At 46.6% G+C, this 25667-nt stretch carries 28 protein-coding genes; 6 read left to right on the top strand and 22 right to left on the bottom strand.

All coding sequences use genetic code 11. From position 1 onward, the window contains the following. Positions 1-239 precede the first annotated feature (239 nt). Positions 240-1112 carry a DMT family transporter gene (locus SIN01_RS08400; protein ID WP_010025654.1) on the top strand — a complete coding sequence of 291 codons (873 nt, stop codon included), beginning with the start codon at positions 240-242 and terminating at the stop codon, positions 1110-1112. An 83-nt stretch (positions 1113-1195) separates the two neighbouring features. Here the strand turns inward: SIN01_RS08400 and SIN01_RS08405 are convergent, their stop codons facing one another. The 11 genes from SIN01_RS08405 to SIN01_RS08455 form a co-directional block, all read right to left on the bottom strand. After that, positions 1196-2434: an aspartate aminotransferase family protein gene (locus SIN01_RS08405; protein WP_010025655.1), complete on the bottom strand. Its 1239-nt coding sequence runs from the start codon at positions 2432-2434 to the stop codon at positions 1196-1198. Between the two features lie 87 nt (positions 2435-2521). Further along, a complete protein-coding gene (gene prdB / locus SIN01_RS08410; RefSeq protein ID WP_010025657.1) occupies positions 2522-3247 on the bottom strand; it encodes a D-proline reductase (dithiol) protein PrdB in 726 nt (241 codons plus the stop codon). Positions 3248-3355: 108 nt separating this feature from the next. Beyond that, a complete protein-coding gene (locus SIN01_RS15415; RefSeq protein WP_010025659.1) occupies positions 3356-3544 on the bottom strand; it encodes a CBO2463/CBO2479 domain-containing protein in 189 nt (62 codons plus the stop codon). Positions 3545-3556: 12 nt separating this feature from the next. Beyond that, positions 3557-5266 carry a D-proline reductase (dithiol) proprotein PrdA gene (gene prdA / locus SIN01_RS08420; protein WP_010025661.1) on the bottom strand — a complete coding sequence of 570 codons (1710 nt, stop codon included), beginning with the start codon at positions 5264-5266 and terminating at the stop codon, positions 3557-3559. A gap of 35 nt (positions 5267-5301) precedes the next feature. After that, positions 5302-6606 carry a proline reductase-associated electron transfer protein PrdC gene (gene prdC / locus SIN01_RS08425; RefSeq protein ID WP_010025663.1) on the bottom strand — a complete coding sequence of 435 codons (1305 nt, stop codon included), beginning with the start codon at positions 6604-6606 and terminating at the stop codon, positions 5302-5304. Between the two features lie 27 nt (positions 6607-6633). Further along, on the bottom strand, positions 6634-7635 hold the full coding sequence (locus SIN01_RS08430) for a proline racemase family protein (protein WP_010025665.1): 1002 nt from the start codon (positions 7633-7635) through the stop codon (positions 6634-6636). A 908-nt stretch (positions 7636-8543) separates the two neighbouring features. Next, complete coding sequence (locus SIN01_RS08435) at positions 8544-8729, bottom strand: Sec23/Sec24 zinc finger-containing protein (RefSeq protein WP_010026695.1); 186 nt, start codon at positions 8727-8729, stop codon at positions 8544-8546. Further along, positions 8722-8970 (bottom strand): hypothetical protein, encoded by a 249-nt coding sequence (locus SIN01_RS08440; RefSeq protein ID WP_010026693.1) that lies wholly within the window; start codon positions 8968-8970, stop codon positions 8722-8724. Before SIN01_RS08440 ends, SIN01_RS08435 begins: the two co-directional genes overlap by 8 nt. A 216-nt stretch (positions 8971-9186) precedes the next feature. Next, entirely contained in the window at positions 9187-9405 is a 219-nt protein-coding gene (locus SIN01_RS08445) for a hypothetical protein (RefSeq protein WP_010026691.1), read from the bottom strand. 154 nt (positions 9406-9559) lie between these two features. Further along, the gene (locus SIN01_RS08450) at positions 9560-11305 is read right to left on the bottom strand and encodes a sigma-54 interaction domain-containing protein (RefSeq protein ID WP_010023734.1); all 1746 of its coding nucleotides are present in this window, start codon (positions 11303-11305) and stop codon (positions 9560-9562) included. A 152-nt stretch (positions 11306-11457) separates the two neighbouring features. Continuing rightward, a complete protein-coding gene (locus SIN01_RS08455; protein ID WP_010023733.1) occupies positions 11458-12447 on the bottom strand; it encodes an asparaginase in 990 nt (329 codons plus the stop codon). A gap of 119 nt (positions 12448-12566) precedes the next feature. On the opposite strand from SIN01_RS08455, the gene SIN01_RS08460 reads away from it, so the two are divergent. Then, positions 12567-12887 (top strand): helix-turn-helix domain-containing protein, encoded by a 321-nt coding sequence (locus SIN01_RS08460; protein WP_010023732.1) that lies wholly within the window; start codon positions 12567-12569, stop codon positions 12885-12887. A 118-nt stretch (positions 12888-13005) separates the two neighbouring features. On the opposite strand, the gene SIN01_RS08465 is transcribed toward SIN01_RS08460, so the two are convergent. The 10 genes from SIN01_RS08465 to SIN01_RS08510 all read right to left on the bottom strand — a co-directional run bounded on the left by SIN01_RS08465 (position 13006) and on the right by SIN01_RS08510 (position 22756). Continuing rightward, positions 13006-14235: an MFS transporter gene (locus SIN01_RS08465; RefSeq protein WP_047034919.1), complete on the bottom strand. Its 1230-nt coding sequence runs from the start codon at positions 14233-14235 to the stop codon at positions 13006-13008. Between the two features lie 548 nt (positions 14236-14783). After that, positions 14784-15161 (bottom strand): hypothetical protein, encoded by a 378-nt coding sequence (locus SIN01_RS08470; RefSeq protein WP_010023729.1) that lies wholly within the window; start codon positions 15159-15161, stop codon positions 14784-14786. A 68-nt stretch (positions 15162-15229) separates the two neighbouring features. Next, the gene (locus tag SIN01_RS08475; RefSeq protein ID WP_010023728.1) at positions 15230-16066 is read right to left on the bottom strand and encodes a PTS system mannose/fructose/sorbose family transporter subunit IID; all 837 of its coding nucleotides are present in this window, start codon (positions 16064-16066) and stop codon (positions 15230-15232) included. 14 nt (positions 16067-16080) lie between these two features. Beyond that, the gene (locus SIN01_RS08480; protein WP_010023727.1) at positions 16081-16881 is read right to left on the bottom strand and encodes a PTS mannose/fructose/sorbose transporter subunit IIC; all 801 of its coding nucleotides are present in this window, start codon (positions 16879-16881) and stop codon (positions 16081-16083) included. A 30-nt stretch (positions 16882-16911) separates the two neighbouring features. Next, a complete protein-coding gene (locus SIN01_RS08485; RefSeq protein WP_010023726.1) occupies positions 16912-17403 on the bottom strand; it encodes a PTS sugar transporter subunit IIB in 492 nt (163 codons plus the stop codon). Continuing rightward, positions 17400-17849, bottom strand: a complete 450-nt coding sequence (locus SIN01_RS08490) for a PTS sugar transporter subunit IIA (RefSeq protein WP_010023724.1) — start codon at positions 17847-17849, stop codon at positions 17400-17402. The genes SIN01_RS08485 and SIN01_RS08490 overlap by 4 nt, the downstream gene beginning before the upstream one ends. 232 nt (positions 17850-18081) lie before the next feature. Then, entirely contained in the window at positions 18082-20889 is a 2808-nt protein-coding gene (locus tag SIN01_RS08495) for a sigma-54-dependent transcriptional regulator (RefSeq protein ID WP_010023722.1), read from the bottom strand. A gap of 269 nt (positions 20890-21158) precedes the next feature. Further along, positions 21159-21518 (bottom strand): nuclease-related domain-containing protein, encoded by a 360-nt coding sequence (locus tag SIN01_RS08500; protein WP_237760143.1) that lies wholly within the window; start codon positions 21516-21518, stop codon positions 21159-21161. Positions 21519-21657: 139 nt separating this feature from the next. Then, positions 21658-22068 (bottom strand): AzlD domain-containing protein, encoded by a 411-nt coding sequence (locus tag SIN01_RS08505; RefSeq protein ID WP_010023719.1) that lies wholly within the window; start codon positions 22066-22068, stop codon positions 21658-21660. Beyond that, positions 22061-22756: an AzlC family ABC transporter permease gene (locus SIN01_RS08510; protein WP_010023718.1), complete on the bottom strand. Its 696-nt coding sequence runs from the start codon at positions 22754-22756 to the stop codon at positions 22061-22063. The genes SIN01_RS08505 and SIN01_RS08510 overlap by 8 nt, the downstream gene beginning before the upstream one ends. A 136-nt stretch (positions 22757-22892) precedes the next feature. Here SIN01_RS08510 and SIN01_RS08515 point away from each other — a divergent pair, with 136 nt between their 5' ends. The 4 genes from SIN01_RS08515 to SIN01_RS08530 all read left to right on the top strand — a co-directional run bounded on the left by SIN01_RS08515 (position 22893) and on the right by SIN01_RS08530 (position 25449). Continuing rightward, positions 22893-23462, top strand: a complete 570-nt coding sequence (locus SIN01_RS08515; RefSeq protein WP_010023716.1) for a helix-turn-helix domain-containing protein — start codon at positions 22893-22895, stop codon at positions 23460-23462. A gap of 209 nt (positions 23463-23671) precedes the next feature. Further along, positions 23672-23872 (top strand): ATP-binding cassette domain-containing protein, encoded by a 201-nt coding sequence (locus SIN01_RS08520; protein ID WP_047034917.1) that lies wholly within the window; start codon positions 23672-23674, stop codon positions 23870-23872. After that, a complete protein-coding gene (locus SIN01_RS08525) occupies positions 23853-24602 on the top strand; it encodes a metal ABC transporter solute-binding protein, Zn/Mn family (RefSeq protein WP_010026958.1) in 750 nt (249 codons plus the stop codon). The genes SIN01_RS08520 and SIN01_RS08525 overlap by 20 nt, the downstream gene beginning before the upstream one ends. A 280-nt stretch (positions 24603-24882) precedes the next feature. Then, complete coding sequence (locus SIN01_RS08530; RefSeq protein ID WP_010026956.1) at positions 24883-25449, top strand: biotin transporter BioY; 567 nt, start codon at positions 24883-24885, stop codon at positions 25447-25449. Between the two features lies 1 nt (position 25450). Here the strand turns inward: SIN01_RS08530 and SIN01_RS15195 are convergent. Beyond that, on the bottom strand, positions 25451-25667 hold a 217-nt coding region (locus SIN01_RS15195), incomplete at its 5' end, for a hypothetical protein (RefSeq protein WP_218027777.1).

A 25667-nucleotide genomic window follows, 5' to 3' on the forward strand; every position in this document is an offset into this window, starting at 1 on the left:
CGGTTACTCGCATCAACTGGGCGCGACCGCGGGCGCACCGCGAGCCTCCTCAGATAGGGCAGGAATCTGCGGGGTCTCGTTGGCACGCATCAACAGAGACGCTCCGCAGGCGCCAGAGCATCTGCCCGTTTGATGCACAGTCTTTTACATGACCAAAAATCACAAACTTTCTTTACCTGTGAACAAACAGGTTGGGTCTACTGTTTCACCAGATTTTACCTTGAGGAGTGTACAAATCATTGAATAGAGCTGCTTTTATTAAATTGACGATCGCAATGGCGATTTTTGGTTCCATTGGTTATTTTTCCAGACTTTCCGGACTGCCGTCGCTGGAACTGGTCTTTGTTCGATGCGTCAGCGCGACGGTGTTCCTGACGCTTTACTGGCTGATCAGCGGCAAGTTCAAACAGGAGCATTTTCCGAAAAAAGAATACACCGCCATTGTACTTGGCGGCGTCTTCCTGGTCTTGAACTGGATTTTCTTTTTTGCTTCCTTTGAAAAGACGGCGATTACCATTGCCGTCTCCATCTATAATCTTGCACCAATAATCGTGCTTGTGATCGGATGGCTCTTTTTCAAAGATCGGGTCAAGCTGGTCGGTGTGCTCGCCCTGTTTCTCGCTTTTGTCGGAACCGTGCTGATTTCGGGCATCCGTCCAAGTCAGCTTCCGGGTAGCGGTTCCCTGACCGGACCGATTTATGCGCTGATCGCGGCCTCTCTCTATGCTCTGGTGATCCTGACCGGAAAATACATTCAGCACGCAAGTCCTTACCTGGTCACGATCATCCAGACCTTTATCGGCGTGTTCATGCTGCTGCCGTTTGTTCATTACCAGCTTTATGCGGATCTGTCAGCATCGAACTGGTTTTACAGCATTCTCACGGGTGTGGTTCATACGGGCATTGTGTATCTGCTCTTTTACGGAAGTCTGCGCGATCTCTCAACACCGGTTATTTCCGCATTGACTTATGTCGATCCGCTCGTTGCGATTCTGACTGACGTTTTGCTAATCGGATTCTTCCCGTCCCTGCTTCAGACTGCTGGTATTCTGATGATTTTTGCCTCCTTGTCGTACACCTTCTTTGTACAACGCGATTCCGCAACCACATGAAGCGCAGCTCGTGAGGATCGGTCACCATGCCTTGCGAGCGCGCATGGATCGGCGCAGCAGTTGTCGCTGGGTCCGCTCGTTAATTACATCACATGGGGGCTTTCCTTGCACTCTATTGCTGTAATGACTGCCTCCTTCAAAATGTCACAGGCTTTGTCACAGTCTTCTTTTGTGGCAATCAGCGGCGGCAAAAGGCGGATGATGCGATCGCCGATCAAGGTCACGAGCATGTTCCGATCAAAACAGCCATGCTTGATGGCATAGCCTGCCGGCGCGTCAAATTCGATGCCAATCATCAAGCCTTTTCCCCTAACTTCTTTCACGTGAGGGAGGGTCTTCAGTTTTTCAACCAGATAATGACCGACTTCTTTCGCGTTGCCGGCAAGATCTCTGTCGAGCAGTTCATTTACTTCAGCATAGGCGGCCGCGCAGCAAACCGGATTTCCGCCAAACGTCGTTCCGTGCGCACCCATGGTGAACGCCTTGGAAACTTCTTCAGTTGCGCAAATCGCGGAAATGGGCATCCCGCCGCCAAGTGCCTTGGCCATCGAAACGATGTCCGGTTTGACCCCATAATCCATGTAGGCCATAATGTTGCCGCTTCGGCACCAGCCGGTTTGAATTTCATCGAGAAGCAGCAACAGACCTTTTTCCTTGCATAGGTCAGCGATCCCTTTCATAAATTCAGGCGTTGCAGGGTTCACCCCGCCTTCTCCCTGAATCGGTTCCAGCATAATCGCAATCGTGTCGTCGGTTACATGCGCCCGAAAATCATCGAGATTATTGAACTCAGCGTAGCTGAATCCGGGAACGACCGGCTTAAAGCCAACCTGGCATGCGTTGTCCGGCTGACCGGTCGCAGACATCGCCCCGTATGTTCTGCCGTGAAAGCTCCCTTTCGCCGTGATGATGTGATACTTATTCGGTCCATAGTGGTCTACGCCATACTTACGCGCCATTTTGATCATCGCTTCATTCGCTTCGGTTCCTGTGCTCTGATAAAAGATTTTATCCATGGCCAGCGCTTTGCACACCCGTTCCGCAAGGAGAACCTGTGGAACGGTATAGGGATAATTGAAGGTATGCATGAGATCACCGACTTGATCTTGAACGGCGGCGACAACTTTTTCGTTGCAGTTTCCTGCACTATTAACAGCAATCCCTCCGTAAAAATCAAGATAAGCATGACCCTCCTCATCATAGAGATACATCCCTTTGGCCGTTTGAGCCACAAAATCATACCGTTCATAAGTGTCAATCATGTACTTTTTCGTGAGTGCCTTAATTTCACCGGCGGTTTTGTGCACCTCTGACAGTTTCATCGCCATACCTTCCTTTTTGTAAATTTTGCTCGATCAAAAATCAGCTGTTTTTTTTCTAATCAGCCTTCTCCTCGCCAGTGTTCCGGCTCAAACATTATGTCTGTATTCATAAGGCAGTGTTTTCATTTGTCCGAATGTCGTCATTTCCTCAATGGCAGTAAGCGTATCTTTGAGTATTGCGGTCTGCATCGCAACATTGTTCGGCTCGCCTGCGTTGGAACCAATCGGTACATGTGGAGCGGTAATGCGGGGCGCTCCTTGCTGCTTGGCAATCGGCGGTAGAGCAGCTATAATCGCAGTGGAAATGCCGACCGATTCAACTGCACGTTCAACAATTGTCGCCGAACGGTGGCACGTGCCGCATCCGCCTGTAAACACCGCGATGTCGACGCCTTCATTCTTCAAGATTTCGGCAATTTCAGGACCCGATTCCTGTTTAAACTTTTGCACGTTCCCGCCGCCGCCCATAAAACCAATTAAAACCGGCGCAACTTTCCCAATGAAGCCTTCTTTTTCTAATTCATGAAGCCGATCAATCGGAAGCATCGAATTAATATCTTTGTTTACGTCGCTGTTATCGAACCCGCCGTGACTTACCATTAGCTCAGAAGATGGGGTTTCCGATGGTATCGTTCGGAACGAGTAGTCGCCTGAGAGATTAAAGCGCGGCTGCGATTTCAAATGGACACCGCCCGCAGTACAGAATGCGACTGTGCATTCACTTAATGGCTTGGCTAACGGCGTCCATACCGGAGGCGGGGTGATCGGAACATAGATTTCAGACTTCAAGTGCTGAGCGGTTGTTAATTGCATGTTTTTTTCCTTCCTTCTCTATAATGAATAAAAGTCACGATGAATTGCGTGATTCAGGTATGCGCAACCAGGGTCTCTTCATCAATTGCTCGAGTGAAAACAAATCCTTTAAACCACTTGAATATAACTTAAATAGACTTGGATTTTCAGACCAACATGAAGCGGTTGATCGGTAAGAACGCAGCGAAGCGGTACGGTAATGATCCCCATGCGTCCTTTCAAGGTCACTTTCACTTCACGTTCAGTCACCTCGAGAATCTTACCGGGCAAAAGTTTCGGTGTCAGTTCATAGTCCATCGGATCACATCCTTACCGGATCAGCTGCTGATTGGCATCGATAACTTCCTGTTGCCATTGACGGTTTGCAGGTTCGATTGGAATCCCAGCCATTTTTGTTTTCAGCATCAGCAAGGCTCGCTCGGCGTCCTCGGGGCAGAGCGTACTGTCGCCTAGAATCTCGTTTTCAAAGCCTTCCGGATCTTTATTGAGTTCGATCATTGCGTCCATATGTTTATTTCCTACGACCAGCTGTCCCTGATACGCGCAATAGGAAACACCGACGACATCGATGCCGCGGCGGCCGATCTGATCGATGTTTTCCGCAAAATCAATATGGTTGTTCCCAAATCCCTCTGTAGTAACAATGGCTCCTTCAACGTCTAGCGCTTCCGCCCAAGCACCGAGACGGGCAGAGACATAGGATTTTTCATCATTGACTTGCGGACTGCCGATAAAGACCACGCCAACCAAGTTGATTTCATCATCTTCAGCCATTAGATTAACAAGCGGTTCGCGAAAATAATGCCGCGTATCCTCCTTTGTCGATGGGCCAATACAGGTCAGTGCATGAATCCCGCCGTCACGCACTTCATTTGGCGACAAGACGACCGGTACGTTCCCGAGATCGACATTGCGCTGCCCGCCTTCAACACCTGCAGGCTCTGCAGGGAGTAGCACGTTATCATGCATCGCGCCTTGTCCCATAATTTCCTTTACAAGCATCACCCGCGGCTTACCCGGCCGCTTCCAATCATGGAACACATCCTGCTTCGTGCATGCTTCTGCAGGCGCGCGCTTCAGTACCTCGCGGATCTCTTGAATGATCGCATCGCAAGCTTTATGTGCCGCATAAGGTCCGCGGCGTTCCATCCCGGTATTTTCCTGTATGGTGACATTGACACGGATGATGATATCTTCCGGATCCGGACAGCCCGGACGTCCAAATCGAATGTTTTCATCAAGATAGCCTTCACAGGAGCCAAACTCATGCACTTGAACGCCTTTCTCATCGACACCGGTCAGCATGATCACGACCCCGCTCATCACATGGGTCACGCCTTCGCCCAACAGGCCTTCCACTTTCGTCGCAATCGGCATGACATCCATGATCGTGTTGGCATACACATGACGATCCTCCGCGGGGATAATGTCCACTTCCGCAGCTTTCACTAATGGGTCCGCCTTGAGCGAATCCGCGCACAAATCCCGACGCAGCGTCAGAATTCCGTGATTAAATGACGTTTCCGTCCCCATACAAACCTTCTGAACGGCAAATTCTTTTTGCGTCAGGGTACGAATGATTTTATCTTCCGGCTTTTTTTCAACGGTTGGCGCCGTAAAAGGTAGCCCGATATTCGCCAATCCATCCGGCAATTCAATCTGACCTTGCACGTTGCTGATGCTGAATTTTATGACGCCCGCAGACTGCGATGTGCCCGTGTTCACCGGTTCGGATGAGCGGATCTCTGCTGATCCCTCCGTCTTTTTTGAATAGCCGTCGAGTAAATCCGGCGTCAATGACGTCATGGCATCTGTATCTTCTTTCAAGGTCGCGCCTAATACTTGACCGATTGTCAGCGCGTCCTCGGGAATGGTCAGTAAACCGGATTCTCGCAGGTCGGGAACAATTGTAGGATCTTCAAGATCAGACGCAGAAATAATCGTCCCTTTGTTTCTCAGGCAACAAAGTACCGCTGGATCGTTCTGATGCAGATTGGCTGTTTCATTTGTAATTGACATAGACATGCTCCTTTACCAAAAATTAATCACATACGTCATTTAAAATTGACCTCATTCTTATGAAGCTTGCGGACAAGCGGCAGATTCATCGCGCGCAATGCGCTGTCCGTTACATGGTGTACGGGAAGGTTTAATTTCGGTGCAAGGGCCATCACCGTATTGCTGCAATCGCTGCAGTTGCCGATTAATAGTGATTGGGCACCGGCTTTCTTCAGGCGCAGCACTCGATCCGCCTGCCCGGGACATATTCCTGGATTTCGGCATCGCAAAACACCGTGAACCTCCACTGCATGTTTGCACCGTTCACTCGCCACCACATCCGCGCCCATTTGATCTGCAATCTCTTTCATTCGGGCCTCACTCGCACTGCACGCACAAACGAGCAGCCCAAGAGGCGCTTTTGCTTTAAGAAAAGGCATCGTCACAATCATTGCACCGGTTGTTTTCGTCACCACATCGTCCAACGTCACACGTCGACTCATAAACGGTCCTCCGGTAATCACTTCACCGTAGTCCCCGTCAATTCCGCCGACACTTTCGATTAAGTCGCCGATACGCGTTCCGATGGGTACATCCATAAGCGTGATTGGCTTTGTTCTTCCGCGCAGTTTTCCTGCGATCGTCAGGTTTTTAGAAAGCACAGGTCGGCCAAGTTCCACGGCCTGGCTCACGCGAGAAAGTGTTTCTGAATTCAGGACAATCGCGTTGGCGTTAACCGTTCGTTCATCCGGATCCAGCAGCACGCCCAAAACATCACGGATCAGCGCACGCTTCTCACCAACCGGATACAGATCCTCTAATTGAAAAACAGACACACGATCATCGTGAATGATCGTTTTCAAACGGGCGATGGCTTTCTTATGTTTCGCTTTGACGGCGATCACGCCATGCGCGGCGCCGACCGATTCCATCGCATAGAGCAGACCCCTGTAAACCTCATTCGGATCGCTTTCGATCTCGGCAATATTTTGGGCGAGAATCGGCTCGCATTCAGCAGCATTTGCAATCACTGTTCCACCAGGTATCTTTTGGGCCAGCTTTATCCAGGTGGGGAACCCCGCCCCTCCCATACCGACGATGCCCGCAGAGCGAACACGTGCGCCAATGTCTCCCGGCGGAATTGTTTCAAATTCACTATTTTCAGACTTCTCACCGCGTATGAAAATTGCTTCATCCGTCACCTGAATCACTGTTCCGGGTACACTCGCATGTAGGTCGGCACCCAAGCCGTCAGCCGTTGCAATGCAATGGCCGCGTTTTACAGACGCTCCTTCCTGAACACATGGAATCGCCGGCTTGCCAACGCCTTGTTTTAAAAGAAGTTTATACATTTCGCTCATGGTGAATCTTCCTCCTTTCATCCGTCGTTACAACGCAAAGCCAAATTCAAAGGGGTCTTCATCATCAAAGATGAGCCTAGATTCTCCGGTCACATAGGCGCGACCTGTGATTTCCGGAATGACCGCCGGATAGTCTCCCACAGCCGTTTTTTCCAAAGCATGACCGGTGAAACGCGTCCCCATAATGCTCTCACAAACAAAATCTTCACCGAGCTTTAATTCCCCTCTGGCACAGAGCGAAGCAATCTTGGCACTGGTTCCTGTGCCGCATGGTGAGCGATCCACTTGCCTTTTCCCGAAAACAACTGTATTTCTAATTGTTCTCGGATCATGCAGGGGTTCGAAAAACTCTACCAAATCAACTGAATGAATGTCGGAAAGCAGCGGATGTTGGATGAATATCTGCTGATTCACCGATTCACGGATGGCAACGCCGATTTGTAAAAGTCGGTTCAGATTTTCCGGGATCAACGCTATGCCCAAGTTTTCAGCATTTGCCAGTGCGAAAAAATTGCCGCCAAACGCAATGTCGACGCGAATCTCTCCCCATATAGGTACATGAATCGCTACGTCTTTGCGATATAAAAACGCAGGAACATTAATCATACAGGCTTCTTTAACGCGACCATTTTCCACCTTCACCCTTGTGCGGATTAAACCCGCAGGCGTCTCCAGCACCACGTTCGTATACGGCTCGGTCACAGGAACCAATCCGCGAATGACCGCTACGGTTGCGACACCAATGGAGCCATGCCCGCACATATTCAAGTAGCCGCCTCCATCCATAAAAATAACCGCCAAATCCGCTTCTTTATGAATCGGTTTCATCAAGAGCGCACCGAACATATTCCGATGTCCCCGTGGCTCATTGATGACCGCACGGCGAAGATGATCATAATTCTTTTGCAGGCAGATTTTCTTTTCCATGATGGTGCTCCCATCGACTTCCGGAAATCCGTTCACAATAATTCTGGTCGGCTCGCCCATCGTATGCGAGTCAATGATAAAAAGGCTTTGATCATCGGTCATCACCGTCCTCCTTTCTCAAGTGAAACGAAAATTCGATTAGTTTAGAATATATTCAAAATTAATCTAGCAAGAATCGTGCCAACTTTTTTCTTGGCTAAATCAACGAAAGTGTCTCAATTCTTTGACGGTCAGTGTCTAATTATTGTTACATGTTTCATTTAATGAGCATATCTAATAACATTTAATGTGATAAAACGAAACATTTATTGGCTCAATGCATTTTTTCACGGGGAAAATCAGGGATGTACGTCACGTTGTGTTAGATTTTCTGTCAATTGAAGGTGTAGAGATGTTTGCTGAAGTAATTTCTTTCATGCGTGTTTCGCTTTAACTTTGGAGGATTTCGCTTTAACTTCGGAGGATTTCGCTTTAACTTTAACGGGTTTCGCTTTAACTTCGTGGGTGTGCCGTTGGTCTGCGCTTTCATGGTTTTGCATCAACGCGGTCAGTCACTGTCGTATAGAAATAAAGTTGTTTACAGGACAAAAAAGTTCTTTACTGATAATAATGCTGTTGCGCAGTAAAATACGAACTTCGAAACTTGTAACGAACCGATGGAAAATCGCAACGAACAAGCCTAAATTCGTAACGAAAACATGAATAGTAGTAACGTAATGCGCAGCAAAGCAGGCTAGTAAAATCTCACAAAATAATCTAAAACAAATTCCACGGCTGTTGCAGACTAGGGGGACTGTTGCGGTCCTTATTTGTATTGCATAAAAAATACATAACTCAATATTTTTATCTATTTATAAAATAATTTACCTTAACAGCAGCTCTAAGTTTTCTATCATCACGAAAGTAATAACATCTTCTCGACTGGAACTTACTGAACGTTCGGTAAATTAATCGGTGCAATTAGTCAAATTCATGAACTTATGGCAATCTATGTTGCTCTACAATTAAAATCACCAATTATTCTTATTTCTGTAATCTTCTTGGGATTCATACACATTAGATGCTGAGATGCTATTTTTATGACCACATTCTGTACATTTCCAAATATACTTATGATCATCAAACCCTAACTGACCATTTAAATATGCATTGCAACGATCACAATGCCAATCAACATTAGCAAATCTTTCACCCATAGTTTTTTCCTCCTCTATTTTCTTTCTGTTTGTTTTGAAATTCAATATATCGTTTAAGTGTGAGGCGATAATGAGAGTCTTCTGGATACTCCCTATCAACAGATGCTATCAAAGAAGGAGTCAGTTCCGTTTCTCCATTATATAAACCTTTGTTAAGGATCCCGTTCCACCGACTAATATAATCTTTTACAGATTTGTCTCCCAAATGATAATTCTTTCTAAGAAAATCACCAAATTCCATACCATATCCCTCCCTCACTACTAATTTCTAATATATTTATTCCTTACCATTTGCTTCTTTTCCTTTTCAAAAGGAGCAGAAAAATCATTAATGAAGAACTTTAAAGCGAAGTATGTGTCAAATAAGAAATACGACCACCCTAAAAGTGATCGTCTCTTGATGTCCAATCTATTACCAGTATACTTGCCCTGCACAGCAAAGGTGTCAATGATGTTTTTATGCTACGTGTTTTGTTACTCCCTTTAATGCTTTAGTTACTACCTCTTTTGTTGCTTCTGGATTTCTAGCCATGATGTATGTAATTCCTCCTACAAGCCCTACTAAACTTACACCTGCAAACACCGAGACAATAATTGCTGGCTTACCACCAAATCTAACCATTTTGTTATCATGATTATACTCGGCATAATCCTTTTCATTTTTGTTATCTTCCATATTAATCATCACCTTTAGCTATTGATTAAGTATTGAACTTTTTTGTCACTGATCAGTCACTCGCATCAACAGGATCGACCGCAGGCGCACCGCGAGCCTCCTCGAACAAACAGAAATCTACGGGGGCTGCCCTAGCTCACGACTCGCAAACCGTTCAAGGAGAAATACCCAGTTTATGCATTTTGTTATAAAGTGTTGCTCTTGAGATTCCTAAAATTTGGGCCGTTTTGTTTTTATTTTCATGCGTGTGTTCCAATACTTGCTGAATGGTTTTTGCTTCATACGCTTTTAACGTATCGTTTAATGAAGAGAACGTCTGCATTTCTTGCACAGGGAACGTCCGGTGTCCCACCGTACTCTTCTCATGCTCACCCTCTTGAAGATTCATTGGCAAGTCGGCGAAATTTAATTTCCCATCGCTCGAAAAGACGACTAAATTTTCAATGACATTCCGCAACTCGCGGATATTCCCGGGCCAGCGATAGTTGACCAGAGCGAGCATGATTTCTTTTGGGATTTCTTTCACGTCTCGATTGTATTTCTTGGCAAATTCATAAAGAATTTGGTGACTTAATTCGACGACGTCTTCATTTCGATCTCTTAATGGGGGGATGAGAATCGACACGATGTTGAGCCGGTAGTAGAGATCTTCTCTGAATTTCCCCTGTTTTACAAGTTCTCGCAAATCCTTATTTGTTGCGGCTATGATAAAGCAATCGGCGTATTTGAGTCTTGTCCCGCCCACTGAATAAAAAGTTCCTTCCTGAAGCACGCGTAGCAGCTTCACCTGCATATCAAGCGGAAGTTCGCCAATTTCATCCAGAAACAGCGTCCCGCCTCTTGCCAGTTCAAGGGTTCCTTTCTTTCCGAGTGCACTCGCTCCGGAAAAGGCCCCTTTTTCATAGCCGAACAGTTCACTCTCAAATAGGGAGGGAGGAATTGCGCCGCAGTTAATGGCGATAAACGGCGCCTGATTCGATGTGCGCAGATCATGCAAGGCTTTCGCGAATAATTCCTTCCCGACCCCTGACTCTCCAAGAAATAAAACCCGCGCCTGTGTCGTTCCGATTTGCTTCACCCGGTCGATCGTTCGGCGAATGGACGGACTGGATCCCTGAATCGGGTAAAAAGGATCAGCCGACGGCTTCATCCGCGACACTTTCTTTTGCAATTGCTGGATCATTTCGTTCGCGCTGTTTAATTGCTGGTTCAGATGGACTTGATGCGTCACATCAGATTCACAAGAAACGGCGCCAATGATCCGATCATTCACCCGTACAGGATTCGAATTGATTAATACAAACAAATCCTCCCTTGGCTGATGCTGCTTATGATAGAAGCGCTTGCCTGAATGAATGATCCGCAAGTTATCCAATCGGCTCTCGGAGAAAAAATCAGTCATCGGTTTTCCTAAAATTTCTTCTTTCTTTATCGAATATAATCGTTCTGCACCACTCGTCCAAACAACCGTTTTCATCTGTTCATCAATAACCGAAATGGTACTGTCTGTCGTTTCCAATATTGTATCGTTGTATGCCTTTAAATACGTATAGGCCTCTAAAATAGCAGGAATAAGTTCACCTGTTTTTATATAACCGATTGGTTTTTTCTCTTTAACCACCAGCAAATAATCGTATTGATTTGCTTTTTTGCCGATCGTATCCCATGACTCATCCAGTTGAACCAAATAAGCGCTTCTGGCCGGTAATTCTTCTAAAGGGACGCTATATTTAGTCGCAAACGCATGGCATTGGGGAGAAACGGCAATGATCTGAAGCGACTTTTGCACAAAAATGAGATCAAATGAATGTTCTAATGAATCGGTCTTCCATTGCGCTTCACTGAGCATGACAAAGTTTGTATGGAGCAGATCCTTAAGTTCCGGCAAAAGATGTTTCATTGACCTTTCCTCCTGGCGTACGTGCGTGCTGCAGGCCGATCCTCATTCAATCGATCGATTTATTATAAAGTTCGCACTTTTAGATAAATTTAAACATATTATTCCCGCACTGTCCAGTATACAAGCCAGCACTTTGCGCTGTACCGCTCTCCTTAAACATAGTCGAGATCGTGGGCAATCGGCGTCTGAATCATCTTTTTGACAACTGCGGGATCCGAAGTCTGCGCCAGCACCCACATCAGCTTTGCAACAATGGCTTCCGTGTTCATATCACCCGCAGTAATCCCGCCGGCATCGGCCACACGTTTTCCTACTTCGTACAGCTCCATATTCTGCCCTTCCTCGAGACACTGGGTCGTGATAATGACCGGAATCCCCTGCCGCACCAGTTTTTCAACGCCGGCCACCAGATCTCTGTTCTCAAAAGGAAGGCCCCCGTTCCCGAAGCTTTCAATAATCAGCCCTTTGACATGGTTCTGCAGGAACTCAAAGAACGCCGGCGACAGTCCGGGAAATACCCTTAATAAAAAGACATCCGGACAGATGCCGATATGCTTCGGCACTGCTGTCCTTTCCGCTTCCATTCTGAAATGAATTCGAACATGCTTGTCCGCAATGTCCGCGATGTAGGGGAAATTGACACTCTCAAATGCATCGTAACTTTTCGTTCGCAGTTTAATCGCCCGCGTGCCAAGAATCGCTTTTCCATCAAAAACGATAAATACGCCAGGAAGATCCGCCTTCTGCGCGAAGGTAAGGGCATCTTTTATATTTTTCTTTGCATCGGTCCGTTTAAAGCTGACCGGAACTTGTGAACCCGTGATCACAATGGTCTTATTGAGACCGTTTAACAAATAGGACAGTGCAGAGGCTGTATAAGCCATCGTATCCGTACCATGTGTGATGATGAAGCTGTCGTAGCGGTTCTGATTTTCATCAATGACCCGCGCCAGCCTCAGCCAATCTTCCGGCTGCATATTGGTGCTGTCCTTATTCATCAGAACATGAAAATCAACCGATACATCTTGACTATGTTCAAAGTAGCGCGCCAGCTGATCAATCGTCAGCCCCGGCGCCAGTCCATCCTGGTGCGGTGTTGACGCAATCGTTCCGCCTGTAGCAACAACTAAAATTTTTTTCATGCATTTTTCCTCATTTAGTAGATTTTATACGATCATTATAACTTTTTTCTTATATTTTTCAATGAATTGTTTACTATACGCGTACGAAAAGGTAGACTAGTGACTGAAGAGGTGCTCCGATGCTTGACCAATTGATCGCTTTAAGAAAACAAAAAAATTTAACGATCCAGAACATGGCTGATGTGCTCGGGATCGCTAAAAGTACGTACGCCAGCTATGAAAGCGGCTATCGTCAGCCGCCGATCGACGCACTGATTAAGATTGCCGATTTTTTCTCAATTTCTCTTGATCGATTAGTTGACCGCCATTTTGAACCGGACATCCATCTCGATCAGCCGCAAGATGCGCGCTGCCGCTTCATTATAGACGATGAAGCATTAACTGAGGAAGAACGAAGAGAGATCATCGCATTCATTAAAGTGAAGCGTTCGCTTGCTTAGATCCTCGTTAAAATTCCAACGGCCACTTTTCTTAATGATTCGTCCATACTTTTTCATGCTGCTGAACACAGGCAAAAAGCTTCGTTGATCAAAGAGGCATTGGATTTATCTCAATTTTTTACAGCCCATTAAGTCCTTCCAATCGCGGGATCCTCCGCAATCTTTTGTTCATCATCCAAACCAATGCTGTAATTAGAACGACGGCACCTTGAAAAACAAGCAGCGGTGTATTGCCCAGCCAAGCTGCGATTGCGCCGCCAAACAATGCTCCGAGCGGCATGGCGGCTGCAATCAGCGTTTCAATAACCGCAGATACACGCCCGATCATGTCCTGAGGCGGTGTCACTTGAAAAAAAGTATTGAACATGATGTTCGTTGCCCCGACTGGAAGATTAGCCAGAACAATAAAAGCGCAGCAAAGGACAAAGGACTGATCCGCTGCACATGCGGCCAGCAGCCACATCAGGCTGGAGCAGGCATAGCCGTAGATCAGCGCTTTTCCCATGCTCAGCCTTCGAGAAACAAAGGATGACGTCAGTGTTCCTAGCAAAAATCCCAACGTGTAACAGGTAAGCAGAATTCCGTACTTCTCCGGACCGCCAAGCTGATTAGCAAACGACGGCAATGCCGCAAGTACCGCACTCAGGAAAAAATTAATGGCAAGGAGCGGCAGAAGCAGGGTGAAATTCAACGGCTGGATCACAAACCGGAACCCTGCTGCCAGATCCGCTCGATAAGTCGAAAAGTCAAATGGTGGACGCGCCTCCTTTTGACTCGGCCACTTTAAGCGTATGGTCGCAAAAAATGTCGCCGCAACAAAGAAAGTAAGCGCGTCAATGAGATAGAGATTAACTGCGCCGGTAAGTAAAATGAGAAGCCCGCCACTCAAGCTGAAGATCAGATCCGTTCCTTGATAAGAAAAGCTCATCCCGCTGTTGGCCGCAACCAATTGATTTTGAGGCACAAGTCTGGGAATCAATGCATCTTCTGCGGGATAAGGAAATAAATCGATCAGGGCGACAAGCGGCATGATGATCAGCACGGCAGTTACCGTAAGCAAATGGAACAGATACAAAGTAGGAATGGTCATAAGAAGCAGTCCTTGAAGAATCGAGGGAATAACAAGCATTTTTTTCAAGGATAATCGATCCACAATCGGACCGGCTAAAAAAGAAAGACACTCGGGGAGCAGTGTTAAAAAGCCGGCGAGTCCGGCATAGAAGGCTGAGCCGCCGAGCTCATAAGCAAGCCACATGGCGGCGATGTAGTAGAGACTGTCGCCGATATTGGAAATCAGACGTCCAAAGAAAAGCGCAATAAAATTCTTGTTGGTGACTAAGGCGTTCATGAATGATCCTCCGCATCGCACAATTTTTGCGATTGCAGCATTGGTGAGCCCACCCGCCTGATTTGGCCCCGACATCCATCCCGTGAATGTCGCTCATGCTTTATCCTGCAACCGCTGCTTAAAAAAGGGCGCAAATCTCCCGTTTTAAGCAGCAATCAACATGCGCACGCAGGATAAAGTCAGTTTCATGAACCCTTGTCACCTCTTAATCGTCGAATTTTTTGATCTATTTATTATAATGGATCACCGCCAAAGGAACAATAGGAGCGCCCTTAAAAAAAGCTCAGCCTTTACCGGCGTTTGTGCCCATTCATGGATCACGCTTCGATGATTTGCTCATTCTTCAGCGAAGTTTGCTCATTATTCCTGTTTTTTGCTCATTTCCATGCGTTATTTGCTCATTCCGCGCACGCTTTGGTTCATTTGTGTCTGCGCTTGGCTCCACGAATAAAATGAAAGATGTGAAAAACAGCGCCGCGATTTCCGCAGCGCTGCTTTCTGATTCGTTTCATTTTCTTTTCTTTCGGCATTGCATCACAGGGTGCATTTCAGAGATAGCGTTCTGTATAGGTCAGGAGTTCGTGAATTTCTTTTTTTGCTGATTTGGTGAGCGCTTTGTTGTCACGTAGCATTTGCTGACCGCGCGCTTGAATAAAGCGCAGATAATCTTTATTTTTTGTTTGTGCATACCCTTTTTTGGCATGATGCATGTCACGGAAGTCGTTGGTCGCCTGTTTCACGAGCAGATATCGTCCAATCATCAGTCCAATCGCGAGCGACAGACAAGCGATTGTTCCCCAGCCGCCGGTAAATGTATACAGCAGGATCCCGGCCACCATCAATGCGGTTACGAGTTTCGCCGAGCTGAAAATATAGCCTTCAGGTTTATTGTTTGGTTCCAAAAATGCGATGATACTTTTGAGCATGAAAATTCCTCCCGCCTTTTTACAGAATCGTAAGCTCTGCACGCGTGATCCGCCGCCAACTTACTTAATTATAGTCCGAAAATACCTGCCCAATATCCGAGAATACCGATAGCGAACATGCCGAAGATGATCCAGATTGCATTGACTTTGCGTTTGAGAAGCCACATGCAGGCAAAGGTCATCAGCAAGGCAACGAGTCCCGGAAGCAGTTGATCCAGAATCATTTGCAGGGTTGTGTTCACTGTCTTTCCGGCTTGTTCATAGGAAACAAGGACGAACGGCATTTTGATACTGGTCCATTTCGAAACAAGAGAACCCATGACGAACAGGCCGAGTACCGAAGCCATTTGTGTCAATTTCTTCAGACGGTTGCCGGCAACATCCTGCACAATATCTGTACCTTGGCTGTAACCGACTTTAAACCCATACCATCTGGTCAGCATGCGGATGATGTTGATCCCGAAGAAGAAGAGCAGCGGTCCGAGAATACTTCCGCTCAGTGCCAGCGATGCGCCGAGTGCGGCCAAGATCGGACGCGCGGTTCCCCAATAGATCGGGTCGCCAATACCGGCAAGCGGTCCCATCAAACCGATTTTCACGTTCGTAATGGCGGCCTCATCAATTTCACCGTTTTCTGCTTTCTTTTGTTCCATCGCTGCGGTCACACCAAAGATCGCTGATGCTGGCCAAGGCGTTGTGTTAAAAAATTCCAAGTGGCGTTTCAATGCGGCTGCCTGATCTTCTTTTCGATGATAAAACCGTTTGATCGCCGGGATCATCGTAACGGCAACCCCAATTGCTTGCATCCGTTCGAAGTTAAAGGAGCCGAGCATGAATGTACTTCGAAAATAGGTATTGATAATGTCTCTTTTCGTTAACGGCTGTACTTTTTTCGTTTCACTCATTTCATTCACCCTCCTTATCCTAATACATCGTCATCATCGGATCCGACGTTCGTTGCAGCTGTTGGCGCTTTAATCGCGTCATGGAAATCTGGATTCAATTGAACATAGACAACGGCAGCACAAGCACCGAGAATACCAAGACCAACAAGGTTGATTCCACTCATAAAGGTGGCAAGCGTGAATCCAATGAAGAAGAACGGCATCAACGCACGCGCTTTCATCATGTTAATAACCATGGCATACCCAACAACCACGATGAACCCACCCGAAACTTGCAGACCATGGGTGATGACCGGCGGAATCGCATCCAGCCACTGGCTGACAAGGCTCGTTCCGGCAATGGCGGCAACGGCTCCGGTAGGAATCGCCACACGCAGGCCTTGTAGCAACAGCCCTCCTATATGACACCACTCGACCCCTCGAAAATTCGCATTCGCGGCGAAGTGGTCGGCCTGGTGCTGGAAGAATACGGTAATCGTTCGAACAAAAATGGTCAGTACTTGACCGGCGGCAGCAAGTGGAATCGCAATCGCAATCCCTTCACCGATCGATTGATGCCCGACAATAACGATAATCGCTGAAATCGTTGAAGCGAGGGCCGAGTCAGGTGCCATCGCTGCACCAACGTTCATCCAGCCGAGCGCAATCAATTCAAGTTGACCGCCAAGAATAATACCGGTGTGCAAATCACCAAGAACAAGACCGATAAGCGTACACGCCACAAGCGGACGGTGAAATTGGCGTTCATCCAGAACGCTCGCCATACCACAAACAAGTGCAACAAGAATAACTAAAATAAATTGCATGGCATTCATGTTTGAAACCTCCCTTTATTCTGCTGTTATTTATATGAGATTTTTGCTTTTCAGCCGGTTCATAAAATCAGATGCTTGTGTGTTCGGAAGCTGCTGCAAAATCAACTTGACGCCTCGTTTATTGAGTTCTTTAAACGCTTCGACGTCTTCCGGGCTGACGGAAACGGCTTCGGAAATCAGCGTCATTCCTTCTTTAAAAGTAATTCCGCCGACATTGACCTGGGTCACTTCGACACCCTGATCCATCAAACGCAGTACATCTTTTGGCGTTTCAACCACCAGTAATACATCCAAATCTTTATAGGATGGGTTTTTGTAGCAGCGCGCTGTTTTATCTATCGTCATTACGTAGGACTTCGTACGTCCCGGTGCAACCTGCAGCAGCAGCGTTTTTCTCAGATCATCTTTAGCAGCACCGTCATTTGCAGCAATAATGGTTCCGGCGCCAACATGATTGACCCAGTTGTTCGCCACCTGTCCGTGAATTAATCGAGAATCAATACGCAACCATTTAATAATCATCCCAACTCATCTCCTTCGTCTTCTATCGCGCTATTGGCGATTTTTTGATGTGAAAAAACTTCTTTAAATGATTTAATTCCGTCTGCTCCTGCGGTTCTTGCCGTTTGAACCAGTTCTTCGAGCGATCCGCCGGCAAGGCGTTTTCCAAGGACTTCAATGAGCATCGGCAGATTGACACCGGTCACGACATCCATCCCCTCCTTGCGGGCAACAAAGCGGCTTGCCGCATTGTAAGGACTGCCTCCGAACAGATCAACCAAGAACAGGACTTGATCATCGCCCAGCTCATCACTCGCGCTCTGATATTTGTCGAGCAGGTTTTCAATCCCTTCACCGGGTTTAAACGTAACTTCAGCGATATGTTCCATTGTTCCGAAAATCATCTTGGCAGTTCCAATCAGCGCTTCCGAGAGATTTCCGTGTGTAGCAACAACGATTGCGACCACTTTTCTCTCCTCCTCTCTCTGTACACCTTTCTCTAAGCAACTTTTGTGCCAACACTGTGTGTTAAAAAAAAAGAGCCTGAATCAGGCTCTTTGTAAGCGTTATCAACTTTATCATTTCTTTAATCAAACACTATTTATCAAAAATAAAACACTAGATTTTCAAACAACGCACTAGTAGAAAAATTTTTTAAAAATAAAACACTAACGGGTTCACTTTCAATAAAAGAACACACTAGTTTTGAGCCGAACGCTCGTAAACAATTTCTTTTCCAAATTCATCAATCAGCATATCGATAAAATAGTACAATTCTCCCTCACCAAGCTGAATGTTCAACCTGTTCTGAAGCACCGTCATTGTCGGTTCAAGCTGGCGGAGCAAACGCTTTTTTTCCGCTGTGCGCGCGCCTTCATAGGTTAGCGGCGCACGCGCAATTTCTCGTTCCAATGCAAAGGCGAGATGCATCACGATACGAATCTGCGTTGCATTTTTAAAGTGAAGATGAATTGCTTTTTGTACGGCTTCATTAAATTCGAGAATCGCCGCAACTGCCCGTTTCGGATTGAGGTACATCAGCATATCCTGCAAGCTGTCCACACACACCCCTTTTACAATAATGTGTGATGGATTGTCCTTCATCGGCATTGTTCTTCCCGCCAAAACCGATTGCAGAATCTCCTGCCCTTCGCCGCCGACAAATTGGGACAAGGTGATGTACGGCACGCCTTCAAGTTTCGGATTCTTCGCCCCGATGCTGGCTACGACCTCATACTTATTTTGCATTTTCTGAGCGACATCGTACAGATCCTCAATCGACACCGGAATAACTATGATTTCTTCATCCGTAATGTTGCGCAGGTACATGCTGACAATATTTTTGATCCGCTTGGCAATGCCACTTCCGGTCGTACATATGGTAAGAATCGCCTTCTGACGTTCACTCTGCGTACCGCGCGCCTCCAAACCGACTGTGCGCCGCAGCTTATAAAGCGAATCGACAATTCCATTCAAATCCATGTGCAGATAGTTGGCATTTTTCACGGCATCAAGCACCATCGGCGTTGACACCATGTCGATCGCCTTGACACGCACTTTGGCGCCGCGCGAAATTTTTTCTTCAAAATAGTAGAGCGAACCCATGTCGACCATCATCAGCACGCCGGCACCCTGATCCACGGAACGGACTGCATCCACGATATTTTCGAAAATATCACCGAAATTCAGACTGAGCGGCATATCGACAGCCGCGATCGGGTAATCACCCATCAATTCCTTGACGACACTGACCATGGAGCTTGCAGTCTGCGGACCATGTGCCGCGACAACAATACCGACATTGCGCTGCTGGGAAAGTTCAACAAATGAGCCGATCAGAAAGGCGATGTAGACAACCTCCACTTCCGGCAAAGTCACATGCAGATGCCGGTCGATCAGCGACGCGATCTCGACCGCCGCTTCATAATCTTTTTGCGCAAAAGGAAACATTGCTGCGTCCGGCGAACCGTCAATCCTGCGCAGCGGCCGTTCCAAGAATGACGATAGATGCACACTCAGTAAGGAAACAAATTGATGGCTCAGGTGCTGACCGAGAACTCGAGCACAGATCATTTCCAAATCTTTGGAAAGTGCGGCGACCCGTTGATCCACGACGGCATTCACAAGTTCACTGGAAGCTTTCTGGTAAAATTTTTTCACCTGATTCTTGATATCTTCCATAACCATTTTGCGAATATCGTGCGCCGACAGGCCTTCCTCAATTAAAGAATCATATTTCCCCGAAATCATTTTGTACAGATCGAACGGCGGCTCATATTGATCCACGTCGTTTAAAAGCGGATCCTTGCTCCCGGTTACGACCAGATAGAGCGGCAGCAGTTTATTCAACTCCTGATTGATCTTTGGCTGATGTGAGATGCGGTGCAGTCCTTCCTGCATTTCAGCCGGTAGCATTTTCGCATCCAATTCAACGTAATCCTGATTCATACTGTCGAGAAATCCTTGCGCGCAAATCAGCTGCACATTGGACTTCAGCTGACCAATATTGCCGAACGTGACGCTGCCAATCAGCGCTTTAATCACATCGGCACTCACATGAAACTTGTGATGCGTGCGATGCGCCTCCCGTGAAAGCAGGAACTTGGTCAGCTCAATCTGTTCACTGACGCTCCTGCTTTGGAAGTTCGGAATGTTGATCATCACCGGAACACGGCGCAGGAAAGTTTGCAGCAGTGCCGATTCCGGATCTGCCGTCGTCGCGCCGATAATCAGCACCCGCGCGTCGTGCTTATTGCCCGTTTCACCTAATTTGCTGTAGCGGCCTGTATCCATAAAATAGAACAGCATTTCCTGACCTTCCGGCGGCAGGCGGTGAATTTCATCAAGAAACAGAATGCCGCCGTCCGCCTTGGCCACAATCCCGTCCTGATCGCGAGCGGCTCCTGTAAATGCTCCTTTTACGTAACCGAACAGCTGCCCGATCAGCAGCTGCGGATTATTGTAATAATCCGCACAGTTAAAGTCGATAAACGGCGCGTTTTCATTGATCCGTTTGATTGAAATTGCGTAGTTGTGCATCATATGCGCAAACAAGGTCTTCCCTGACCCGGTCGGACCGAGGATCAGCGTGTGCAGTCCTCTTGGCGGATAGACAATCGCTGATTTCGCCTGCTTGACGCTTTTCTTTAGACTTTTATCCGATCCGATCAGATGCGAAAATGGATCTTCATTTTTCTCGCGCGTTCGCTCCTGATCGAACCATTCCTTTATCGATGCACACTTGATCTCATAGGTATCCACTGCATCACCGAACTGCTGCTGAATCAGCTCGGCCGGCACATAGAGCACCGGACGTGTCACGAACTTGATCACGCGCTTCTCTCTGACCAACTCGTTCAGCTCGGCGCTGACATTGCTGCGCATGATGTCGAGCGCATCTGCCAAGTCCGATGCCGAAACGCCCGAAACCTCAAGCAGTTTTTTCTTACCCAGCTGTGCACACTGCCGCGTCAATTCATCATAAATTTTTTCTCTCCGCCGTCCCATAACGTTCACCTCTATGATTCAATTCTACATGATGTCTGCTTTATCCTCTATTATACTGTGAAAACGTTTTCTTGTGGGGTTTTTGCTCCATTCAAGCAAAAAAGCTTATATTCGATAATTGATCGGGAAAAATTCGTTTCGCTGTCCAGCTTGAGACCAGCGAAATCTTGATTCGGGAAGCTGCCTCGATTCGGTGCGCTTGAACCTACGCTTTCAATTTTGTGTATACGGCTTTGAATTTGAACCAAGCGCGACACTGATGCATGCGTCTACTGTTTTTTCCAAAGCTGATGTTCCTCTTTTAATCGAATAAATTGGTTAAAAAGCGTATCAAAGTAAATTGTTCCAAAATAATTTTTCGATTCCACTATGAAGAAGACATATGGAGTAACAATCAGAGTATCAATCTCAAAATGATGAACGATCGAACTTAAGCGAAGGTTGTAAAGACAGTGGAATTGATGAGGAAGTGCATTAAGGTAATAGCCGAGATTTTTTTCGCCGCGCCAGCCCGCATGACGCTTGCAGAAATCAGATTCGACAACGGGAAATTTGGGATGTTCTTCTGGCAGATGGCGCAACAGTGCGGAGACGGTCAGCAGACGCATTGGCATAAGTTGTTGATTCACATTCAATAGGCAGCCTTCCCTTCTTCAATATATTGATTAATTCGCCGCGCGATTCGACATTTCCTGCAATACGGGATCCAAAAATGACCCGAAGTTCTGCTGCAATCCACATCGACAGCCACAGACATTTTTCGTCAGATCACTGAACCATCCCCCTAGATCCCGGCACCAAAATTGATCTTGATGCAAATAAAATAGGTGCCTCATCGTAAATACGATTGAGACACCTGCATTTCATAATAAATATCGGACAATCAAGCCGATCACGACACCGGCCACGACCGATGGCAGAAATTTTTTTTACAAGCAGAATAGAGAGCGCGCCAGCAAGACAAGCGGCAAGCACCGGCAGCGACAACACAAGATGTCCATTTGACGAAACGAAAATCTGTTTGATAATCAGCGCGACGATAATCGCCGTCGGTACGTAATTGAAATAGAGCCGAACGGCCGGGCTCAGCTGACGACCGGCCATGACCGTAATTCCAAGGATGCGAGATAAATAGGTGGCTGCTGCCAGCACAACAATTAATAGCCATTGACTACTCATGTCCCATCCTCCTGTTCAGGTAAAGTCCGACGAGCGGCGCCAGCAGTCCGGTGACTATGATGGTCAGTTCGTTCCCCGGCTTGATCCATTCCAGCGCAAAGGTCATTACGACCGCTGCCAGAGCTGTGCCGATCACCGGTTTTCCTTTTAATCCAGGAACGAGCAGCGCTGCAAATGTGACCGGAAACGCCAGATCGAGTCCGAATTTTTGTGGATCAAGCTGTCCGCCGATCAATGCGCCGGTCAATGATGCAAAAATCCAAGCCATATAAAAAATTCCTGCCACAGCTGCAAAATAAAATGGATCCGGACCGACTTTTTTAAAACGGCTGCTTGCCAGTACAAACGGTTCGTCTGTGATGCCGAACGCGAGCAGGCTCGTCCATTTTTTTGCCGGTGCAAGGCCCTCGGCTAACGCTGCTCCGTAAAGCAGATTGCGCAAATTCAGCAAAACAACAGTCAACAACACACTGGCAATTCCCGCACCACCGGCAAGCATTGCGACTGCAACCAGCTGCGCCGAGCCGGAAAAAACGAGCACGGACATTAGGACTGCGGTCAGCACGTTAAAATTAACCTGCGTTGCCAGTACGCCATACGAAACGCCATAGGCGGCGATCGCAATAGCGAGCGGCAATGCTTCAACACTTGCCGTTTTAAAGACCTCTCTTTTGGCAAAGCGCATCATGCTTCATTCCCCTCAGTTCGAATCAGTTATAGTATAATAAAATTAACTTGTAATAAATTATAATATACGCGCCCATTAAAGTATATAATAATTTACTTTTTTTATAGTAAACTATACTGAAAGGAAGAAACATACCATGACGAAGACTCTTTGGGAAGACGGCGATGCCGGCAAACGGATCGGTGCGAACCTGCGCCAATTTCGAACGAACCGCGGCATGAGCATGGAACAGCTTGCCAATAAAATCGGCATCAGCAAGCTGACCTTGATGAATGTTGAGCGCGGCGAAGGCAATCCGACACTCTCCGTGATCTGGAAAATCGCTAATGGGTTAAACATTCCGGTCAGCACACTGCTGTCGATTGAATCAGATGTTTCCATCGCGCGGAAAGAGGACAGCATCAAACTCGCAAGTTCGGACAAAGTCTTTGTCGCCGAACCGCTCTTTCAATCTCACGGACTCTATGAACTGTACCGCGGCTATTTGCAGCCGAATAGCGAGTATCCTTCTGCCGCGCATCAGTTTGGCGTCAACGAATACGTCACGGTCATGTCCGGTGTCCTAAATGTGGAAGTTGGCGGTCAAACCTACCGTCTTAATGAATACGATTCAATCAAATTTAAAGGCGATCTGGATCATAAATACATCAATCCTTTAAATAAACTGACCATTCTTCATTTTGTCATTTCCTATCATTCAATGTGACACGCCTATTTTTATCCCAAAATCCAGGGAACTATCCCTTATAAAACACTGATTCGTAAGCGATCTGCAACCGATGCAGATTGCTTTTTTTGCATAAAGGAAACATTTACACTTTCAATGAAAATCATTGTCGTTTATAATTAAACCAACAAAGTTTCACAGAAGAAACATTTAGTCTTTCAACTACTATTTTTTCAGAGGAGAATGATATGGAGATCTCAAACTTATCGGTTTACTACGGCAAACGACGTGTATTAAACGGCGGTTCGGTGCCCATTCGTTCCGGTAAAGTTACCGGGATTATCGGTCCAAACGGAGCAGGAAAGTCAACATTGATGAAAGCTGTGCTTGGATTGATCCCTAGGTCTGCCGGAACGATTACTATGGCCAGTGGCGACAGATCCGCATGAATATGAACCACTGCCAACGGATGCAAAAAGTGTCGCTAAAGCAGACCTCATTTTCTATAATGGTCTGAATCTTGAAGTCGGCAACGGCTGGTTCAAGAAAATGATTGACAGCGCCGGTCGAAGCGGTGATTATAACAAGAACATCTTTATTGTGAGCAATGGTGTTGACCCGATTCATCTGAAATCAGAAGGTCAAGAAAAACAAATTGACCCGCATGCATGGCTCGATATTCAAAACGGAATTCGCTACATTCGCAACATGGAAAAGCAAATGGCAAAAAAGGATCCAGGCAATGCAAAGGCTTATCATAAAAACGCAGATGCATATGTGAAGAAACTTGAGGATCTGGATAAAGAAGCCAAAGAAAAAATGGCGGCCGTTCCTGAAGAACAAAGCGATCTCATCACCAGCGAAGGCGCGTTTAAATACTTCTCGCGTGCTTACGGTCTTCGCCCGGAATACATTTGGGAAATCAATACCGAAGAACAAGGAACTCCTGATCAGATGAAACGGATCATCGCCATTATAAAAGAACATAAGATGCCTCATCTCTTCGTTGAAACCAGTGTCAATCCGAAAAGTATGGAAACATTAAGCAAAGAAACCGGTATTAAGATTTACAGCAAAATCTTCACCGATTCTCTGGCTAAAAAAGGAAATCCGGGCGATACGTACTACGAGATGATAAAATGGAATCTTGACCATATTCATGAAGGTTTAAGTAACTAATTATGCTCCATAACAGCTGCTTCCAATTTGGAAATCAGCTGTTTTTTGGTTGGTGATATTGTGCTTTTCATGTGAACAAGTCCGATACATGCGCACTGAACTGCGTCCCCTCTTACCGCCAATATTCCTGCTGCTGATCATCGCATTTTTCTTTTATGCGCCTCGATCCTACAATTAGAATCTGGGCGCAGATAGGTGATAAAATAATAGCAATTTCCCTCGCTATATGTTAACTTATTAACTATAAAAGTTAACATATAGACAAGGGGACTTATAATCTATGAATCATACACGGCTGAAAAATTTAATTTTATGTGCATTATTTGCTGCCATTACCGCGATCCTTGCTCAGTTTACCGTTCCTTTGCCAATCATTCCAATCAGTGGGCAGACACTGGCTGTCGCTCTCACCGCAACCATACTGGGCAGTCGCTACGGAACCATTTCAATGCTGGTTTATGCCGGACTCGGTGCAATCGGCCTACCGGTGTTTGCAGAAATGCACGGCGGGTTCGGCATTATCCTCGGCCCGTCTGGCGGCTATATTATTGGCTTTATTTTCACCGCTTTTGTAACCGGACTGATTCTCGAACACACGAAATTCAACACACTCATGGCAATCGTTGCCAATATTATCGGCATGATTGTCACACTTGTGATTGGAACAATCCAGCTTAAATTTGTGCTTGACCTGTCTTGGGCAAAAGCACTGGCCGTAGGCGTTTACCCATTCCTGCTCGTTGGCGTCGTTAAAGCAGTCATCGCCAGCGTTGTCGGTATCCAAGTTCGGTCAAGACTGACAAAATTCGGATTATTAACTGTAAAAAACAAACAACCTGCTGCATAAATCAACGACGAACAGCCCATCGGAATTTCCGATGGGCTGTTTTCATTTTAATCAGATCCAAGAGCTTCCTCATTTGGGCGTTCGCTTTAACTTTTAGGGGATTAGCTTTAACTCTTCCCGCATTAGCTTTAACTTTTCGGGATTTAGCTTTAACCTCGGGCGTTCGCTTTAACTTTTCGAGATTTAGCTTTAACTCGTATATTACTGGACAGTCAAAA

Origin of the sequence: Sporolactobacillus inulinus (assembly GCF_006539285.1) — a bacterium.
Taxonomy (GTDB): domain Bacteria; phylum Bacillota; class Bacilli; order Bacillales; family Sporolactobacillaceae; genus Sporolactobacillus; species Sporolactobacillus inulinus.

What these genes read in the sequence shown, in the direction of transcription:
- SIN01_RS08405 (WP_010025655.1), bottom strand. Translation starts at nt 2,434, where the DNA reads ATGAAACTGTCAGAGGTGCACAAAACCGCCGGTGAAATTAAGGCACTC.
- prdB (WP_010025657.1), bottom strand. Translation starts at nt 3,247, where the DNA reads ATGCAATTAACAACCGCTCAGCACTTGAAGTCTGAAATCTATGTTCCG.
- SIN01_RS15415 (WP_010025659.1), bottom strand. Translation starts at nt 3,544, where the DNA reads ATGGACTATGAACTGACACCGAAACTTTTGCCCGGTAAGATTCTCGAG.
- prdA (WP_010025661.1), bottom strand. Translation starts at nt 5,266, where the DNA reads ATGTCAATTACAAATGAAACAGCCAATCTGCATCAGAACGATCCAGCG.
- prdC (WP_010025663.1), bottom strand. Translation starts at nt 6,606, where the DNA reads ATGAGCGAAATGTATAAACTTCTTTTAAAACAAGGCGTTGGCAAGCCG.
- SIN01_RS08430 (WP_010025665.1), bottom strand. Translation starts at nt 7,635, where the DNA reads ATGACCGATGATCAAAGCCTTTTTATCATTGACTCGCATACGATGGGC.
- SIN01_RS08435 (WP_010026695.1), bottom strand. Translation starts at nt 8,729, where the DNA reads ATGGGTGAAAGATTTGCTAATGTTGATTGGCATTGTGATCGTTGCAAT.
- SIN01_RS08440 (WP_010026693.1), bottom strand. Translation starts at nt 8,970, where the DNA reads ATGGAATTTGGTGATTTTCTTAGAAAGAATTATCATTTGGGAGACAAA.
- SIN01_RS08445 (WP_010026691.1), bottom strand. Translation starts at nt 9,405, where the DNA reads ATGGAAGATAACAAAAATGAAAAGGATTATGCCGAGTATAATCATGAT.
- SIN01_RS08450 (WP_010023734.1), bottom strand. Translation starts at nt 11,305, where the DNA reads ATGAAACATCTTTTGCCGGAACTTAAGGATCTGCTCCATACAAACTTT.
- SIN01_RS08455 (WP_010023733.1), bottom strand. Translation starts at nt 12,447, where the DNA reads ATGAAAAAAATTTTAGTTGTTGCTACAGGCGGAACGATTGCGTCAACA.
- SIN01_RS08460 (WP_010023732.1), top strand. Translation starts at nt 12,567, where the DNA reads ATGCTTGACCAATTGATCGCTTTAAGAAAACAAAAAAATTTAACGATC.
- SIN01_RS08465 (WP_047034919.1), bottom strand. Translation starts at nt 14,235, where the DNA reads ATGAACGCCTTAGTCACCAACAAGAATTTTATTGCGCTTTTCTTTGGA.
- SIN01_RS08470 (WP_010023729.1), bottom strand. Translation starts at nt 15,161, where the DNA reads ATGCTCAAAAGTATCATCGCATTTTTGGAACCAAACAATAAACCTGAA.
- SIN01_RS08475 (WP_010023728.1), bottom strand. Translation starts at nt 16,066, where the DNA reads ATGAGTGAAACGAAAAAAGTACAGCCGTTAACGAAAAGAGACATTATC.
- SIN01_RS08480 (WP_010023727.1), bottom strand. Translation starts at nt 16,881, where the DNA reads ATGAATGCCATGCAATTTATTTTAGTTATTCTTGTTGCACTTGTTTGT.
- SIN01_RS08485 (WP_010023726.1), bottom strand. Translation starts at nt 17,403, where the DNA reads ATGATTATTAAATGGTTGCGTATTGATTCTCGATTAATTCACGGACAG.
- SIN01_RS08495 (WP_010023722.1), bottom strand. Translation starts at nt 20,889, where the DNA reads ATGGGACGGCGGAGAGAAAAAATTTATGATGAATTGACGCGGCAGTGT.
- SIN01_RS08505 (WP_010023719.1), bottom strand. Translation starts at nt 22,068, where the DNA reads ATGAGTAGTCAATGGCTATTAATTGTTGTGCTGGCAGCAGCCACCTAT.
- SIN01_RS08510 (WP_010023718.1), bottom strand. Translation starts at nt 22,756, where the DNA reads ATGATGCGCTTTGCCAAAAGAGAGGTCTTTAAAACGGCAAGTGTTGAA.
- SIN01_RS08515 (WP_010023716.1), top strand. Translation starts at nt 22,893, where the DNA reads ATGACGAAGACTCTTTGGGAAGACGGCGATGCCGGCAAACGGATCGGT.
- SIN01_RS08520 (WP_047034917.1), top strand. Translation starts at nt 23,672, where the DNA reads ATGGAGATCTCAAACTTATCGGTTTACTACGGCAAACGACGTGTATTA.
- SIN01_RS08530 (WP_010026956.1), top strand. Translation starts at nt 24,883, where the DNA reads ATGAATCATACACGGCTGAAAAATTTAATTTTATGTGCATTATTTGCT.